The sequence below is a fragment of the Lactovum odontotermitis genome, assembly GCF_054658595.1.
Window position 1 is genome coordinate 1 of the sequence record NZ_BAAGGQ010000029.1, and the last position, 13,678, is coordinate 13,678.

Below are 13,678 nucleotides of genomic sequence, written 5' to 3' on the forward strand. Positions count from 1 at the left end.
TGTTCTGTGCTACAATTGGAGAAGGTCATCATGTCTCTTTTCTATATTGTTTTGTCGAAAAAACTATTATAAGAAAACATGATGATTTTTTGTTGGAAAAGTGTCCAACTTCATTTTATAACTTTCGATCGGCAAAAGAATCCGTTATTGCTTTCTTTTTACCGCCTTTTATGGTAGTATATGTAGCAATATTCAAAATATTTGGAAAGTAACTTGTGAAAGAATTTTTTGCCCTCAATCGTAATCTCCAGCTCCGCCTTGTCATTGTTTTTCTGGGTGCTTTTTCCTATGGCGCTGTGTTCAGCTCAATGACTATCTACTATAATCAGAACATGGGCGCCAGTTTGACGGGCATTATCCTGATTTTGTCGAGCCTGGTGACTTTTTTCGCCGGCTTGATTGCAGGACATTTTGCAGATAAAATCGGTCGAAGACGGCCTATGCTCTGGGGCGCTCTGATTGAATTAATCGGTGCTGTGCTTGCGCTCACGGCAAACTCCCCGCTGCTTTTCAGTCCCTGGCTCACCTTTTTTGCCTTTCTCTTTGTGTCCTTCGGCTATAACTGTGTGGTAACGACGGGAAATGCGATGATTATTGACTTGACAGACACTAAGGACAGAAAGATTGTTTTTGCCTTGGATTATTGGGCAGCTAACCTGTCGGTCGTCCTGGGTGCGGCGCTTGGCGCTTGGCTTTTCCGGGACCATTTCATTGACCTGCTGCTGATTTTAGTGGTCGGGACAATTTTGACTTTCGGGATTATTTTCTTTTTCATTACAGAGTCAATTGATTTGTCCAAACTTTCAGTAAAAAAGGAAAATATTTTCAAGGCTTATCGGACGGTGGTGCAGGATAAGACCTATATGGTGTTTATGCTGGCAAATATTCTGGCGGCATCGATTATCATGCAGTTTGACAGCTTCCTGCCGATACATTTGACGGAAAAATTCACGACAGTTCATATCTTTGGTATTGAAATTTATGGTCAGCGGATGTTCACAATCTATTTAATCATTGCCTGTGTGCTGGTTGTACTTTGCATGACAGGGGTTAATCGTCTCTTTGCACATGTGTCTCACCAGAGGGCCTTTGTCTTTGGAACAATCTTCATGACCGCTGGCATGGGGCTATCCTTTCTCACCCATACCTTCTGGCCGATTTTTATTTCAGCGTTTATCTACACTTTCGGTGAAATTGTTTATACACCTGCCGTTCAAGTCATCGGAGCAGAAATGATGGACCCGGAAAAAATTGGTGCATACAATGGCGTAGGGGCAATGCGCCAGCCTGCAGCCAGCATTATCGCTAGCCTGACTGTGGCAATTTCACCGCTGATAAAAGAAATCGGCGTGAGCACACTGCTTGTGCTGATTGAAATACTTGCGGTGATTCTTTTACTTAAATCGGTCAAATGGCATGAAACTTCTAAGTCATGAGAACTGATTCTGACACGCTTTTTCCGTTTTTCACCTTGTTTTTAAAATAAAGGGCAGCTCTAACAAACACAGATTTCGTGATTTTGGCTCAATTTTCAAAATCCTGCGTCAGCCCTCCTAGACTTACACCTGTAAGCCGTCGTCGGTCTTCCTTGACTTAAAAGCAGGCTGTTACGGCTTTAGCCGCTTACAGATCGCTTTCCCCCTTGCGGGGGAAAATTGAGCTCAAAAGTCACGAAAAGCTGTTTGTTAGAGCTGCCCTTAAGAGGTGACTAGAGATTTTATTATTTATGAGGATTTATTTATGAAAGATTTTAAAAGTTTAAACCCTACAATTCAATTACGTATATTTATGAACTTCCTTGGCGCACTGACTTTTTCGACAGTCGGCAGCGCGATGACGATTTACTACAATAAGTACCTTGGCGCCGGTATCACTGGTGTTTTGCTGATTATCAGCTCTGTGCTGGTCTTTTTTGCCGGGCTCTATGCCGGACATTTGTCGGACCGCCGCGGCCGCAGACCTGTGATGCTGATTTCTACAGCTGGCTCTGTGCTGGGCGGTCTAATAGCGACCCTCTCGAATTCGCCCTGGTTTTTCGATGCCTGGACGACTTATTTTGGCTTCCTGCTGATGAATTTCAGCTTCGGCTTCTTTAATACGGCGTCAGGCGCCATGATTGTTGACCTGACCGACGAGACCAACCGGCGCGTGGTTTACAGCATTCAGTACTGGGCCTTGAACCTCGGCATTCTGATTGGCTCAGCCTTGTCCGGCATCTTTTTCCGCGACTTTCTTTTTGAGTTGCTGCTGGCGATTACGCTGCAGGAGCTGCTGGCCTTCTTTCTGGTCTACTTCAAGATTCCGGAGAGTTTTGACCCGTCGAAAAGTCCTGCAAAACAGGAAAATATTTTCAAAGCTTACCGTATCGTCAGCAAAGACAAGACCTTTATGATTTACTGTTTTGCCTCGGTTTTCATTGCCATGATTTTCTCGCAGGTCGACTATTATCTGCCGGTTCACCTGTCTGACAGCTTCCGCACAACACATATCTTCGGCATCGAAATCTACGGCCAGCGCATGCTCAGCCTGATTCTCATCACCAACACGCTGCTCATCGTCTTCCTGATGAGCTTCATCAACCACCTGACCAAAAACTGGACACGCAGCCGCGGCATGGGCGTCGGCATGATTATACAAGGCGGCGGCTTCATCATTGCTTTTATCGGACGTGACTTCACCACCGAAATGATTGCCGCACTCGTTTTGACTCTCGGTGAAATGATTGTCGTGCCCTTCTCCCAAGCTCTGCGTGCCGACCTCATGGAAGGCGACCGTGTCGGCACCTACACCGGCGTCTTTAACGTCACCCAAACCATCGGAACCATCCTCTGCGGCATGATGCTCTCCGGTTCAGCCATTGTCGGCAATCCGGGAATGGTGGCGCTGATGGGACTCATCGTCATACTTGGCGTGGTTCCTTCGCAGATTGCGATTCGCAGACACGAAAATCCGAAATTAGAAAAGTCAGTAGCTCTTGACTCTGTGTCTGACAAATAGAAGAAGTGAAAGGGAGGGAAAAATGACCCGCTCACTCAAGCCTATGCTGTCCCATTTAGTCATTCTCGCAGCAGATTTTTATCTGCTGCCCCTCATAATCAGCAGCACAGGAGCAGCAATGTTTCTCCTGCTGATTGTCATGCCCTTTATTTGCCTTGTCAGCTCGATTGTCTATGGCTTCAGACACTCCTTTAACATCGTCTTCGTCGTTCTTTCAAGTATTTTATTTATTCCTTCAATTTTTATCTTCTACAATGCCTCAGCATGGATTTATGTCCTAGCCTACGGAATCATCACACTGATTGGAAATCTAACAGGAATGACAATTTTGCGGCTCAGAAATGCTATAATTAACCAATGAGAGTTGTAGCGGGCAAATACGGCGGTAGAACGCTGAAAAGTCTGAATGGACGTACGACGCGGCCGACATCGGACAAAATCAAGGCGGCGGTTTTCAACATGCTGGGCGGCTTCTTTGACGGAGGGCGTGTCCTCGATTTGTATGCGGGTTCGGGAGCATTGGCCATCGAGGCAGTTTCGCGGGGCTGCGAGGCGGCAACTCTGGTAGAAAAGGATTCCGGTGCTCAAAAGGTGATTTCAGCTAACCTGGAGATGACTAAAGAGTCTGAGAAGTTCCAGCTGTTGAAGATGCCTGCGCAGCAGGCCATGGTGCGCATGGAAAAGCCCTTTGATTTGATCTTCCTTGACCCGCCTTATGCCTTGCAGGAGATGGCCGCAGATATTGAGATGCTGCAGACGAGAAATCTTTTGACTGCTCAGGCAAAAATCATCTGTGAAACCGAAAAAAGTACGGAATTGCCTGAAGTTATCCGTGATTTGGAGATTTGGAAGCAAAAGATTTATGGCATCACAAAAATCACAATTTATACTAAGATGTGAAGTACGCCCGTTTTGAGGCGTAAAGATTTAGGAAATTGAGGTTCTGCCGTAAGGCAGGTTCTCAATTTATCTAATCTTCTAGCCTCAGGCGTACTGAACTCAATTATGCAAGGAAGTAAGATATGACAGAAAAAATCGGTTTTTTCACGGGTAGTTTTGACCCGGTGACCAACGGCCATCTGGACATTATTGCCCGCGCGAGCCAGCTGTTTGACAAGCTTTATGTGGGGATTTTCAATAATCCTGATAAGAATTATCTTTTTAGCCTGGATGAGCGCTCCGGCCTGCTTCATGAGAATCTGGCAAAGTTTGAAAATGTTGAGCTCTTGGTGCATGGCAAAGATTTGACGGTCAACATCGCCAGGGAAAAGGGCGTGACTGCTTTGGTGCGCGCGCTGCGGACGTCGGCGGATTTTGACTATGAAGCAAATATGATTTATTTTAACCGGGAGATGACGGGCGTTGAGACGATTTTATTGACAGCTCAGCCGGGTTTGTCCATGATTTCTTCCAGCCGTATTAAAGAGTTAGCGGGTTTCGGCCAAGATGTGTCCAAGTTTGTTCCGAGCAATGTGAATGAAAGTCTGGAGAAAAAATTTGGAAGAAATTAACATTGGAAAACCTAGAAACCGTAAGCTAAAGCGAGTTTTATCTGTTGTACTGCCGATTCTGGTGTTTATCTGTGCGGTGCTGTACCTTTTCTGGCCGCAGCCTTACTACATCGAGCAGCCGGGCATCACGCTGCCTTTGTCGGACATGATAACGGTCAAAGGCAAGTCGGCCGAGTCCAAGGGCGATTTCTACCTGACGGCGGTCACCATTGCCCCGGCCAATAATGCCATGATTCTGGCCAGCAAATTCAACAGTTTTGCCGAAGTTGTCCCGAAAGAGGAAATGACCGGCGGCCTGAACAATAAGCAGTACAATCTGGTCAATCAGTTTTACATGGAAACTGCGCAGAACACGGCGGTTTACCAGGCTTTCAAACTGGCGGGCAAGCCTTACACGATGAAGTATCAGGGCGTTTACGTTCTGGAAATTACTAAAAACTCGACCTTTAAAAATGACCTGCAGATTGCGGATACTGTGACTGCTGTGGATGGACAGGAATTCAAGTCCTCGAAAGAAATGGTCAATTATGTAAGCAGTCAAAAAGTAGGTGACTCTGTCAGCATTGATGTGACGCGGATTGACGGCAGCCAGCATAGTTTTAAAGGCAAGTATATCAAGCTTGACAACGGAAAAACGGGCATCGGCATTGGCCTGGTTGACCACACAGTGGTTGAGACAGAGCCCAAGGTGAAAATAGACGCCGGCAGCATCGGCGGCCCCAGCGCCGGTATGATGTTTACGCTCGAAGTCTATGACCAGCTGACCGGCAGCCAGCTCCTGCAAGGGCGGAAAATCGCAGGCACCGGTACGATTGAAGAAGACGGCAGCGTCGGCCAAATCGGCGGTGTGGACAAAAAAGTCGCCAGCGCCGCGAAGAATAAGGCCGAAGTCTTTCTGGTGCCCGATTCCGGCAGCAAAAAAGTCTCCGAGAACAATTATCTGGCAGCAAAAGAAGCAGCTGAAAAACTTAAGACAAAAATGAAAATTATTCCTGTAAAAACAGTTCAGGATGCCCTAGATTACTTAAACAAATAACTATATGTTGTATAAAATTGCATAATTTGTTTTTAAATAGCACTATATCTAGTGCTATTTTCTTGTAAAAAAGCCGGAAATATAGTAAAATAAATACACGAAAGAAGGAGTTTCACTCGAAATGGTAAAAGTATATTCAAAAAATAACTGCATGCAATGTAAAATGGTCAAAAAGTATCTTGATGAGCATGATATTGCCTATGTTGAACATAATATCGAAAATGAGCCGGAGTACCGCGACTATGTTATTTCGCTCGGCTATCAGGCCGTACCGGTTGTTGAAACGGCTGAGACAAGCTTCTACGGTTTTCGCCCAGACCAGTTGAAAACGCTGGCTGTTTAAGTTTTCGCACAACTAAATATAAAGTGTCTGTTTGTGGACTTGACACTTACTGAGATAGAAAAGGTCTTCTGTCATTAATTTTGTAAATGGCGGAGCCTTTTGTCTATAAATATAAAAAAGGAAATGGGAAAGAAATGAGCCTTAAAAATATAGAAAACCCCACCTACTTTGAGTTGAACAATCAAATCAATATCCCGGTCAACGGCCAAATCCCGCTGCACAAGGATAAGGAAGCGATTGTCGCCTTTCTCAAGGAAAATGTGGCGCCCAACCGCGCTTTCACTTATACAGGAAAGGAAAGCCTGTCTGTCAACACCGAATGGGCTGCTCAGGAACATGCGGATTTTGACAGCGAGACCGTCTACAGCTACTATGACAAGCTGGAATGGCTGATGGCCAACGACTACTATGAGTCAGAATTCATTCACAACTACAGGCCGGAATTCATCGAAGAACTGCGTTTCTGGCTGCAGGAGCAGAACTTCACCTTCCTGTCATTCATGGCCGCCTACAAGTTTTACCGCCAGTATGCCCTGAAAACCAATAACAACGAGTTTTACCTGGAAGACCCGGAGGATAGGGCACTGATGAATGCGCTCTACCAGGCAAACGGTGATGAGGCGCTGGCACGTGACATTGCGCGCGTCATCATCAACCGCCGCTACCAGCCCGCAACGCCTACCTACGCCAATAACGGCCGGGCACGCCGCGGAGAATTCGCTTCCTGCTTCATTATCCAGGTTCAGGACAATATGTCCGACATCGGCCGCAGCATTACCAACGCCCTGCAGCTTTCCCGCAAGGCCGGCGGCGTAGGCCTGATTCTCGGCAATCTGCGCGCCGCAGGCTCTCCCATCAAGAAAATGGACGGACTGGCCTCAGGTGTCCTGCCTGTCATGAAACTCTTCGAGGATAGCTTTTCCTATTCCAACCAGCTCGGAACACGTCCAGGCGCGGGTGTCGCCTATCTGCCGGTCTTTCATGCCGATGTTATGGAATTTCTGTCAGCGAAAAAGGAAAACGCCGACGAGAAAATTCGCTTGAAGACGCTGTCACTGGGCTTGACCGTGCCGGATAAATTCTACGAGCTCGCGAAGGCCAATGCCAAAATGGCCGTTTTCGACCCTTATTTCGTCGAGAAAGAGCTGGGCATGCCTTTCACCTATGTGGACATTGACAAGGAATATGACCATTTAGTCGAGCTTTCAAAGCAGACAGACGAAGAGACAGGGATGCCGCGCATCCGCGTCAAATGGCTGGAGGCGCGTGCCGTTGAGCAGGCGATTTCAGAGCTCCAGCAGGAGTCCGGCTACCCTTACATCATCAACATTTCCACGGCCAACCGGACGAATCCGATTGCCGGGCGCATTCTCGGCTCGAACCTCTGCTCAGAAATCCTGCAGATTCAGACTCCGTCTGTCTTGTCGGAGGAGCAGGAGTACACCACGCTGGGTCAGGACATCGTCTGCAACCTCGGCTCGACCAACATCATCAACATGATGAAGGCGGGCGCAGACTTCGGCGCAGACATCGTGGCCATGGTCAAAGGCCTGACCTTCATTTCAGACGCCTCAAACCTGTCCTTTGTGCCGACGATTGACCACGGCAACAAAATGAACCACGCCATAGGTCTCGGTGCGATGGGTCTGCACTCCTACCTCGCCGGCCACCACATTCAGTACGAGAGCCAGGACGCGGTCGATTTCACAGGTCTCTATTTCCTCTGCCTGAACTACTATACCTTGTTGGGCTCCAACCAGATTGCGATGGCGCGCCAGGCGACATTTGCCAACTTCGAAAAGTCGGATTATGCTTCGGGGAAATACTTCGAGAAATACTTGCATACCGATTATTTTGACAAAGTTTCTGATACTGTGAAGGCTCTGTTTAAGGACATTCACGTACCCACTCAGGAAGACTGGGCAGAGCTGAAAGCTTCCGTGCAGGCTCACGGCCTCTTCAACTCATATCGCATCGCCTTGGCGCCGAACGGGTCAATTTCCTACGTGAACGACTGCTCCGCGTCAATTGCGCCGATTATTAACCGTATTGAAGAGCGGCAGGAAGGCCAGGTCGGCAAGATTTACTACCCAGCTTTCGGCTTGACTTCTGAGACAATTCCTTACTACAAGTCTGCCTATGACCAGGACATGCGCTGGCAGATTCGCATCTACGAAGCTGCCACAGAGCACACCGACCAGGGACTTTCACTGACCATGTACCTGCGCTCCGACTTTACAGAGTACCCTGATTTGTACGAGTGGAAAAAAGGCGGCAACCCGAAGCTGACAACCCGCGATCTGTCTATCCTGCGAAACTTTGCCTGGCACCATAACATCAAGTCTATGTACTACACCAGACAATATACCGCCGACACAGATAAAGAGCACGGCGGTGCCAACGAATGTGAGAGTTGTATGATTTAAAAGGAGCAATTTATGAAAATCGTATATTTTTCAATTACAGGACAAACTCGCAGATTTGTCAAAAAACTGGACATGCCCAATGAGACATTTGTCGAGATAACGTCTGATTTTCCGGATGTTGAAATGACACAGCCTTTCATTCTGATTACGCCGAGCTATGCTGAGGAAACGCCGAGCGTCCAGCACTCGCAGGAGGTCATGGCTCCGGTCTTTGAATTTATGGCCGCAGGCATTAACGCAGCTCTCTGTAAGGGAATTATCGGCACTGGCAATCGCAACTTTGCGGGCATCTATATTTTCACAGCTAAAGAATTGTCGGCGAAATATCAGATTCCTGTGATTTATGACTTCGAGATGAGCGGCACTCCGACGGATGTGACTGCTGTCAGGAAAATAGTGGACGACTTGTCCAAAGGGGCGCGGATTACGACGTCGCAGATGAACATGTACACAGAACATATGGAGCAAATTTAAAATGGAGAAACAAATCATCAAACGGGACGGCCGCGTGGTGGCTTACGATGTCACGAAGATTCAGGAGGCGATTTTCCGCGCCGCCTACAACGGCAAGGTCAACGGTGAATATATCGGCGGCTACCACAACAATCCTATCAAGGCCAATCGTCTGGCCAATGATGTCGCGCGGCTTGTGCATGCCGATGTCATGAACGCAAAGGCGGAGAAGCTGGACATTGAAGAGATTCAGAACATGGCTGTGAAGCATTTGAACGTGCTGTCTAAATTCGTCGGCCAGGCCTATCTGAGCTACAAGACGCAAAAAGCCATTGAAAGGGGTGTCTGATGGGATTTAAGCAAACAAATCATCTGGCGGAAGTGAACAATCGTCATGCCGCTGTTTATGCTGCCAACGACTGGAACCGTATTGAGGATCCAATCGACAAGTACACTTGGGACAAGCTCAACAGTCAGTTCTGGCTGGACACGCGCGTGCCGGTGTCGAACGACCTGAAAGACTGGCGCGAATTGTCAGACCTCGAGCGCGACGTTTACAGCAAGGTCTTTCTGGGTCTGACGCTGCTTGACACGGTGCAGTCCAATGACGGCAACGGCATCATCCGCGAATTTGCGCACACACCGCAGGAAGCTGCTACACTGGGACAAATCCAGTTCATGGAAGGGGTTCACGCTAAGTCCTATTCGACTGTTTTCAGCTCGCTCATGACCACACAGGAGATTGATGCGCTCTATGCCTGGGGCGACAAGGACCCTTACCTGCAGAAAAAAGCCGAGCTGATTGATGAAGTCTACAAAGCAGGCAAATTGGCCGCCTTTGTCAAAGATTACCCGGAACACGCCAGTTTTTCGATGACGGAGCATGAGATTCAGCTGGCCGGCATGCGAACGCGTATCGCCTCGACCTTCCTGGAATCAGGGCTTTTCTACTCAGGTTTCTATACACCCTTGCGTTATCTGGGTGAAAACAAAATGGTCAACGCCGCAGAAATCATCAAATTAATCCTCCGCGACGAATCCGTCCACGGAACTTACATCGGCTACTATTTACAAAAAGATTTCGCCGAACTGCCGGAGGCCGACCAGCAGGAACTGACCGAATGGGCCTATGACCTGCTCTATCAGCTTTACGAAAACGAAGTCAACTATATCAGCGAGATTTACACGGAAATCGGCTGGGTGGATGAAGTCACGACCTTCACCGAATACAACATGAACAAGGCCCTCATGAACCTCGGCTTTGACCCGCTTTTCGCCGCCTCGACCGCCGACAAAGTCAATCCGCTTGTCATGAACGGCATCTCGACTAGTTCAAGCAACCACGACTTTTTCTCGGCCGTCGGGAACTCCTATCTGGTGGGCGAAGTCAGCCCGATGACAGATGACGATTATGATATTGTATAAGATGTGAAACACGCCCGCTTTGGAGCGTAGAAATTTAGGAAATCGCGGTTCTGCCGTAAGGCAGGTTCCGATTTATCTAATTTCCTAGCTCCAGGCGTGTTGCCTTTTTCTCACTTGCTTTAGCAAGTAGAGAAAACGGACATTCGGAGCCGCAAAGCGGCGTAGATGAACTCAATTGTATAAGATGTGAAACACGCCCGCATTTTCAAGACGCGCGAGCTACTAGACCTGAGAAAGTAAATCTGATAAGAGGTAATAAAAGAAAGCGGCCGGAACTGGAATGTATTGGCCGCTTTCTTGTTTCTAGTGATATAATAATCATATGGACAACAAAATCTGGCAAATCAAAAATTTTGACGAACTAAGCACCGCAGAACTCCAGAAAATCTATTTCCTGCGCACCGAAGTTTTCGTGGTCGAGCAGGCCTGCCCCTATCAGGAAGTGGACAATCTGGACCTCGTCGCCCAACATCTCTGGCTCGAAAACAAAACGGACGGCGAAATCCTGGCCTATTTGCGCATCATCCCGGCTGGCGCCCAATTTGACGAAACAGCCCTAGGCCGTGTTTTAGTCAAGAAAACGGCCCGCGGCGCGGGCCTGGCGCGGGAACTCCTGCAGCACGGCATAGAGGCGGTCGGTGACCAGCCAATCAAAATTGAAGCACAGTACTATCTTCGCAATTTTTACAAATCATTCGGATTTGAAGAAATCTCCGAGAAATTTTTGGAAGACGGCATTCCGCATGTTGCCATGCGGAGAGGTTGAAATAGATGACAGAGCATTTTGACATTTATAACGCCAGAAAAGAAAAAACAGGAGAAATTGGAACCCGAGACATTCCGCTCTCAAACGGCCAATTTCGGTTTGTAGTGCATGTTATCATCTTTGACAGCGCCTGCGAAAGAGTTTTGATACAAAAACGGCAAAGTGACAAAAAATCCTGGCCGGATTACTGGGACTTCACAGCCGGCGGAGCAGCCATTTCCGGCGAGGAAATCTATCAGGCTGCTGAACGTGAACTTTTCGAGGAAATCGGCTTAGAACTGGACTTATCAGAGACACCCAGCCGCTTGACGGTTTCATTTTACGAAGGCTGGGACGAGATTTATCTGCTGAAGCTTGATGTTGAATTGTCCGACTTGACACTCCAGACTGAAGAGGTGGCGGAGGTCTGCTGGGTAGCGGAAGAAGAGCTGAAACAGCTGATTCTGAGCGGGAATTTTGTGCCGAATATTTATAATGCTGAGATTTTTGAACTTGCTCGGACGGATGAGTCGCCTATCTGAACTGCTGCGAAGCAGTTTTTTTCTTGCTAAAATTGAAAAAATAGTTTACAATAGTCAAAATAATCTGAAAAGGCCAAGCGCTTGCGCGAATGCTAATTAAAGGAGAAAATTTATGAAAAACCTTATCGGAAAACTCCCGCGACTATCGCTAATTCAACAAGTGATTATTGCTATCATTATCGGCGCCCTATTCGGCGTTTTTCTTCCCAGCTGGACATTTCTCGGTATTTTGGGCGACCTGTTCATGGGCGCACTGAAAGCCATTGCACCGCTGCTGGTCTTCTTCCTGATTACTTCCTCACTGAGTAAACACCGCAAAGGCAGCCGGACACATGTTCGCTCGGTCATTATACTCTACGTGCTTGCAACCTTTATCGCGGCCTTCGTTGCAGTCATTGCCGTCTATCTTTTCCCTGTAACAGTCACTTTGGGCGCGGCCGCAACTGGGCAGAACCCGCCGTCAGACCTCGTACAGATTATTAAAACTGCTTTAATGAACGCAGTGTCCAACCCGATTCAAGCACTGATTGACGGCAATTACCTGGCAATTCTGCTCTGGTCATGCCTGCTCGGCACCGGACTTCGCGCGGCGGGCGATGCAACCAAAAAAGTACTTGACGACATTACCAGTGCGATTAGCCACTTGGTCGAAATCATCATCAAGTTCATTCCGCTGGGAATCGTCGGGCTTGTTTACACGTCAGTTTCGTCAACCGGGCTGAAAATCTTCGTCGAAGACGGAAAACTCATTCTGCTGCTTGTTTTCACAATGCTTTTCGTAGCATACGGCGTCTATCCGCTGATGGTCTGGCTGATTCTGCGCCAGAATCCCTACCCGCTGACATTCTACACCATGAAAGAAAGCGGCGTTCCAGCCTTCTTCACCCGCAGCTCGGCCGTCAACGTGCCGATTAACATGGAAGTCGCGCGCAAACTCCAGCTCAACGAAGAGTCTTACTCGATTTCCATCCCCTTGGGCGCATCGGTCAATTCCGGCGGCGCGGCCATTACGGTGACAATAATGACCATGGTAGGGGCTTTCACACTGGGCATGCATGTCAATTTTCTCCTGGCCTTTATCCTCTCGCTGGTTGCGACCATTGCCTCTACAGGTGTGTCGGGCATAGTCGGCGGGAGCCTGCTGATAATCCCGCTGGCCTGCAGTTTCTTTGGCATTTCCAACGATGTGGCCATGCAGATTGTAGGAATTGGTTTTACGATTGGCGTGATACAAGATGCCGTTGAAACGGCTGTTAATTCGGCCGCTGACCTCTTGTTCGCCGCCACCGCAGAGTTTTATGACCAGCGCAAAGACGGCATCATCGTCAGGGTCTCAGAACGTGTAAAACAGGCCAAAGCGATGGACTGAGGCAGCGAGTTTTCAGACAGTAATCAGTAAAATGACGAATGAACGAAAAATAAAAATAGAGAACACTACTTTTTACTTGACAAGGATACGTGTTTTTGATAGAATAAATTGTTGTCTTGTGAGACAATGATTTAGGGAGTTTAGCTCAGCTGGGAGAGCGTCTGCCTTACAAGCAGAGGGTCAGCGGTTCGATCCCGTTAACTCCCATCAGGTGCCTGGCGGTGCCTGATGCATGATTTACTAAAGTATTCATGCAACTAAAAACAGACGTGAAGTCTGTGTCGACCCTGAAAAAGGTCGTGCGATGGCAAATGTGCCACTGCAGCCAGCAGAAAGCTTTTCTGAAGTTTTCTATACGTGGGCGGGAGCCCATGAATCTTTGCCAAGCGACAGCTTGACAGGTTCCATAGTATATCGGTTAGTACGCCGCCCTGTCACGGCGGAGAGGCGGGTTCGATTCCCGCTGGGACCGGAACTTCTTTTATGATTGAAGAAGTTTCGTCACCGTTTGAAAGTTCTCTGTTGAGAATTTTTTATCGGAAATCTCCATGATTGCTCAGAGAGCAGGAATAGACTTCTTATATAAGGCTCCTTAGCTCAGTCGGTAGAGCTCGAAGCACAGCTTCGAGGCTGCGGATAAAGACTGACGGAGTCAGTCATCCTTACAAATGCTCTACCAGAGTATTTCACATATTGGACTCCTTAGCTCAGTCGGTAGAGCTCGAAGCACAGCTTCGAGGCTGCGGATAAAGACTGACGGAGTCAGTCATCCTTACAAATGCTCTACCAGAGTATTTCACATATTGGACTCCTTAGCTCAGTCGGTAGAGC

At 48.0% G+C, this 13,678-nt stretch carries 15 protein-coding genes and 2 tRNA genes; all 17 read left to right on the forward strand.

The genetic code is table 11. The features are described 5' to 3' along the window. Positions 1 to 212 (forward strand): hypothetical protein (locus tag ACYQ2E_RS10705; RefSeq protein WP_460018056.1); only part of this gene is annotated, 212 nt, incomplete at its 5' end. A 3-nt stretch (positions 213 to 215) separates the two neighbouring features. Next, the gene (locus ACYQ2E_RS10710) at positions 216 to 1,436 is read left to right on the forward strand and encodes an MDR family MFS transporter (RefSeq protein ID WP_460018057.1); all 1,221 of its coding nucleotides are present in this window, start codon (positions 216 to 218) and stop codon (positions 1,434 to 1,436) included. 304 nt (positions 1,437 to 1,740) lie between these two features. After that, positions 1,741 to 2,997, forward strand: coding sequence for an MDR family MFS transporter (locus ACYQ2E_RS10715; protein WP_460018058.1), 1,257 nt, complete (start codon positions 1,741 to 1,743; stop codon positions 2,995 to 2,997). Between the two features lie 22 nt (positions 2,998 to 3,019). Beyond that, entirely contained in the window at positions 3,020 to 3,358 is a 339-nt protein-coding gene (locus tag ACYQ2E_RS10720) for a hypothetical protein (protein WP_460018059.1), read from the forward strand. Further along, positions 3,355 to 3,897, forward strand: a complete 543-nt coding sequence (rsmD, locus tag ACYQ2E_RS10725) for a 16S rRNA (guanine(966)-N(2))-methyltransferase RsmD (protein ID WP_460018060.1) — start codon at positions 3,355 to 3,357, stop codon at positions 3,895 to 3,897. The genes ACYQ2E_RS10720 and rsmD overlap by 4 nt, the downstream gene beginning before the upstream one ends. A 122-nt stretch (positions 3,898 to 4,019) precedes the next feature. Further along, positions 4,020 to 4,508, forward strand: coding sequence for a pantetheine-phosphate adenylyltransferase (gene coaD, locus ACYQ2E_RS10730; RefSeq protein WP_460018061.1), 489 nt, complete (start codon positions 4,020 to 4,022; stop codon positions 4,506 to 4,508). Further along, the gene (locus tag ACYQ2E_RS10735; RefSeq protein WP_460018062.1) at positions 4,474 to 5,544 is read left to right on the forward strand and encodes a SepM family pheromone-processing serine protease; all 1,071 of its coding nucleotides are present in this window, start codon (positions 4,474 to 4,476) and stop codon (positions 5,542 to 5,544) included. Before coaD ends, ACYQ2E_RS10735 begins: the two co-directional genes overlap by 35 nt. A gap of 121 nt (positions 5,545 to 5,665) precedes the next feature. Continuing rightward, complete coding sequence (gene nrdH / locus ACYQ2E_RS10740) at positions 5,666 to 5,887, forward strand: glutaredoxin-like protein NrdH (protein WP_460018063.1); 222 nt, start codon at positions 5,666 to 5,668, stop codon at positions 5,885 to 5,887. A gap of 134 nt (positions 5,888 to 6,021) precedes the next feature. Continuing rightward, complete coding sequence (nrdE, locus tag ACYQ2E_RS10745; protein ID WP_460018064.1) at positions 6,022 to 8,313, forward strand: class 1b ribonucleoside-diphosphate reductase subunit alpha; 2,292 nt, start codon at positions 6,022 to 6,024, stop codon at positions 8,311 to 8,313. 12 nt (positions 8,314 to 8,325) lie between these two features. Next, a complete protein-coding gene (gene nrdI / locus ACYQ2E_RS10750; RefSeq protein ID WP_460018065.1) occupies positions 8,326 to 8,787 on the forward strand; it encodes a class Ib ribonucleoside-diphosphate reductase assembly flavoprotein NrdI in 462 nt (153 codons plus the stop codon). Between the two features lies 1 nt (position 8,788). Then, positions 8,789 to 9,115, forward strand: coding sequence for an ATP cone domain-containing protein (locus ACYQ2E_RS10755; RefSeq protein WP_460018066.1), 327 nt, complete (start codon positions 8,789 to 8,791; stop codon positions 9,113 to 9,115). Continuing rightward, a complete protein-coding gene (gene nrdF, locus ACYQ2E_RS10760; RefSeq protein WP_460018067.1) occupies positions 9,115 to 10,191 on the forward strand; it encodes a class 1b ribonucleoside-diphosphate reductase subunit beta in 1,077 nt (358 codons plus the stop codon). Before ACYQ2E_RS10755 ends, nrdF begins: the two co-directional genes overlap by 1 nt. Before the next feature lie 322 nt (positions 10,192 to 10,513). Then, positions 10,514 to 10,957, forward strand: coding sequence for a GNAT family N-acetyltransferase (locus ACYQ2E_RS10765; protein ID WP_460018068.1), 444 nt, complete (start codon positions 10,514 to 10,516; stop codon positions 10,955 to 10,957). A gap of 5 nt (positions 10,958 to 10,962) precedes the next feature. Then, the gene (locus ACYQ2E_RS10770) at positions 10,963 to 11,478 is read left to right on the forward strand and encodes an NUDIX hydrolase (RefSeq protein WP_460018069.1); all 516 of its coding nucleotides are present in this window, start codon (positions 10,963 to 10,965) and stop codon (positions 11,476 to 11,478) included. 112 nt (positions 11,479 to 11,590) lie between these two features. Continuing rightward, positions 11,591 to 12,847, forward strand: a complete 1,257-nt coding sequence (sstT, locus tag ACYQ2E_RS10775; protein ID WP_460018070.1) for a serine/threonine transporter SstT — start codon at positions 11,591 to 11,593, stop codon at positions 12,845 to 12,847. A gap of 134 nt (positions 12,848 to 12,981) precedes the next feature. Then, positions 12,982 to 13,054, forward strand: a tRNA-Val gene (locus ACYQ2E_RS10780). Between the two features lie 193 nt (positions 13,055 to 13,247). After that, positions 13,248 to 13,319: transfer RNA gene (locus ACYQ2E_RS10785), tRNA-Asp, on the forward strand. The last annotated feature ends 359 nt before the right edge of the window (positions 13,320 to 13,678 follow it).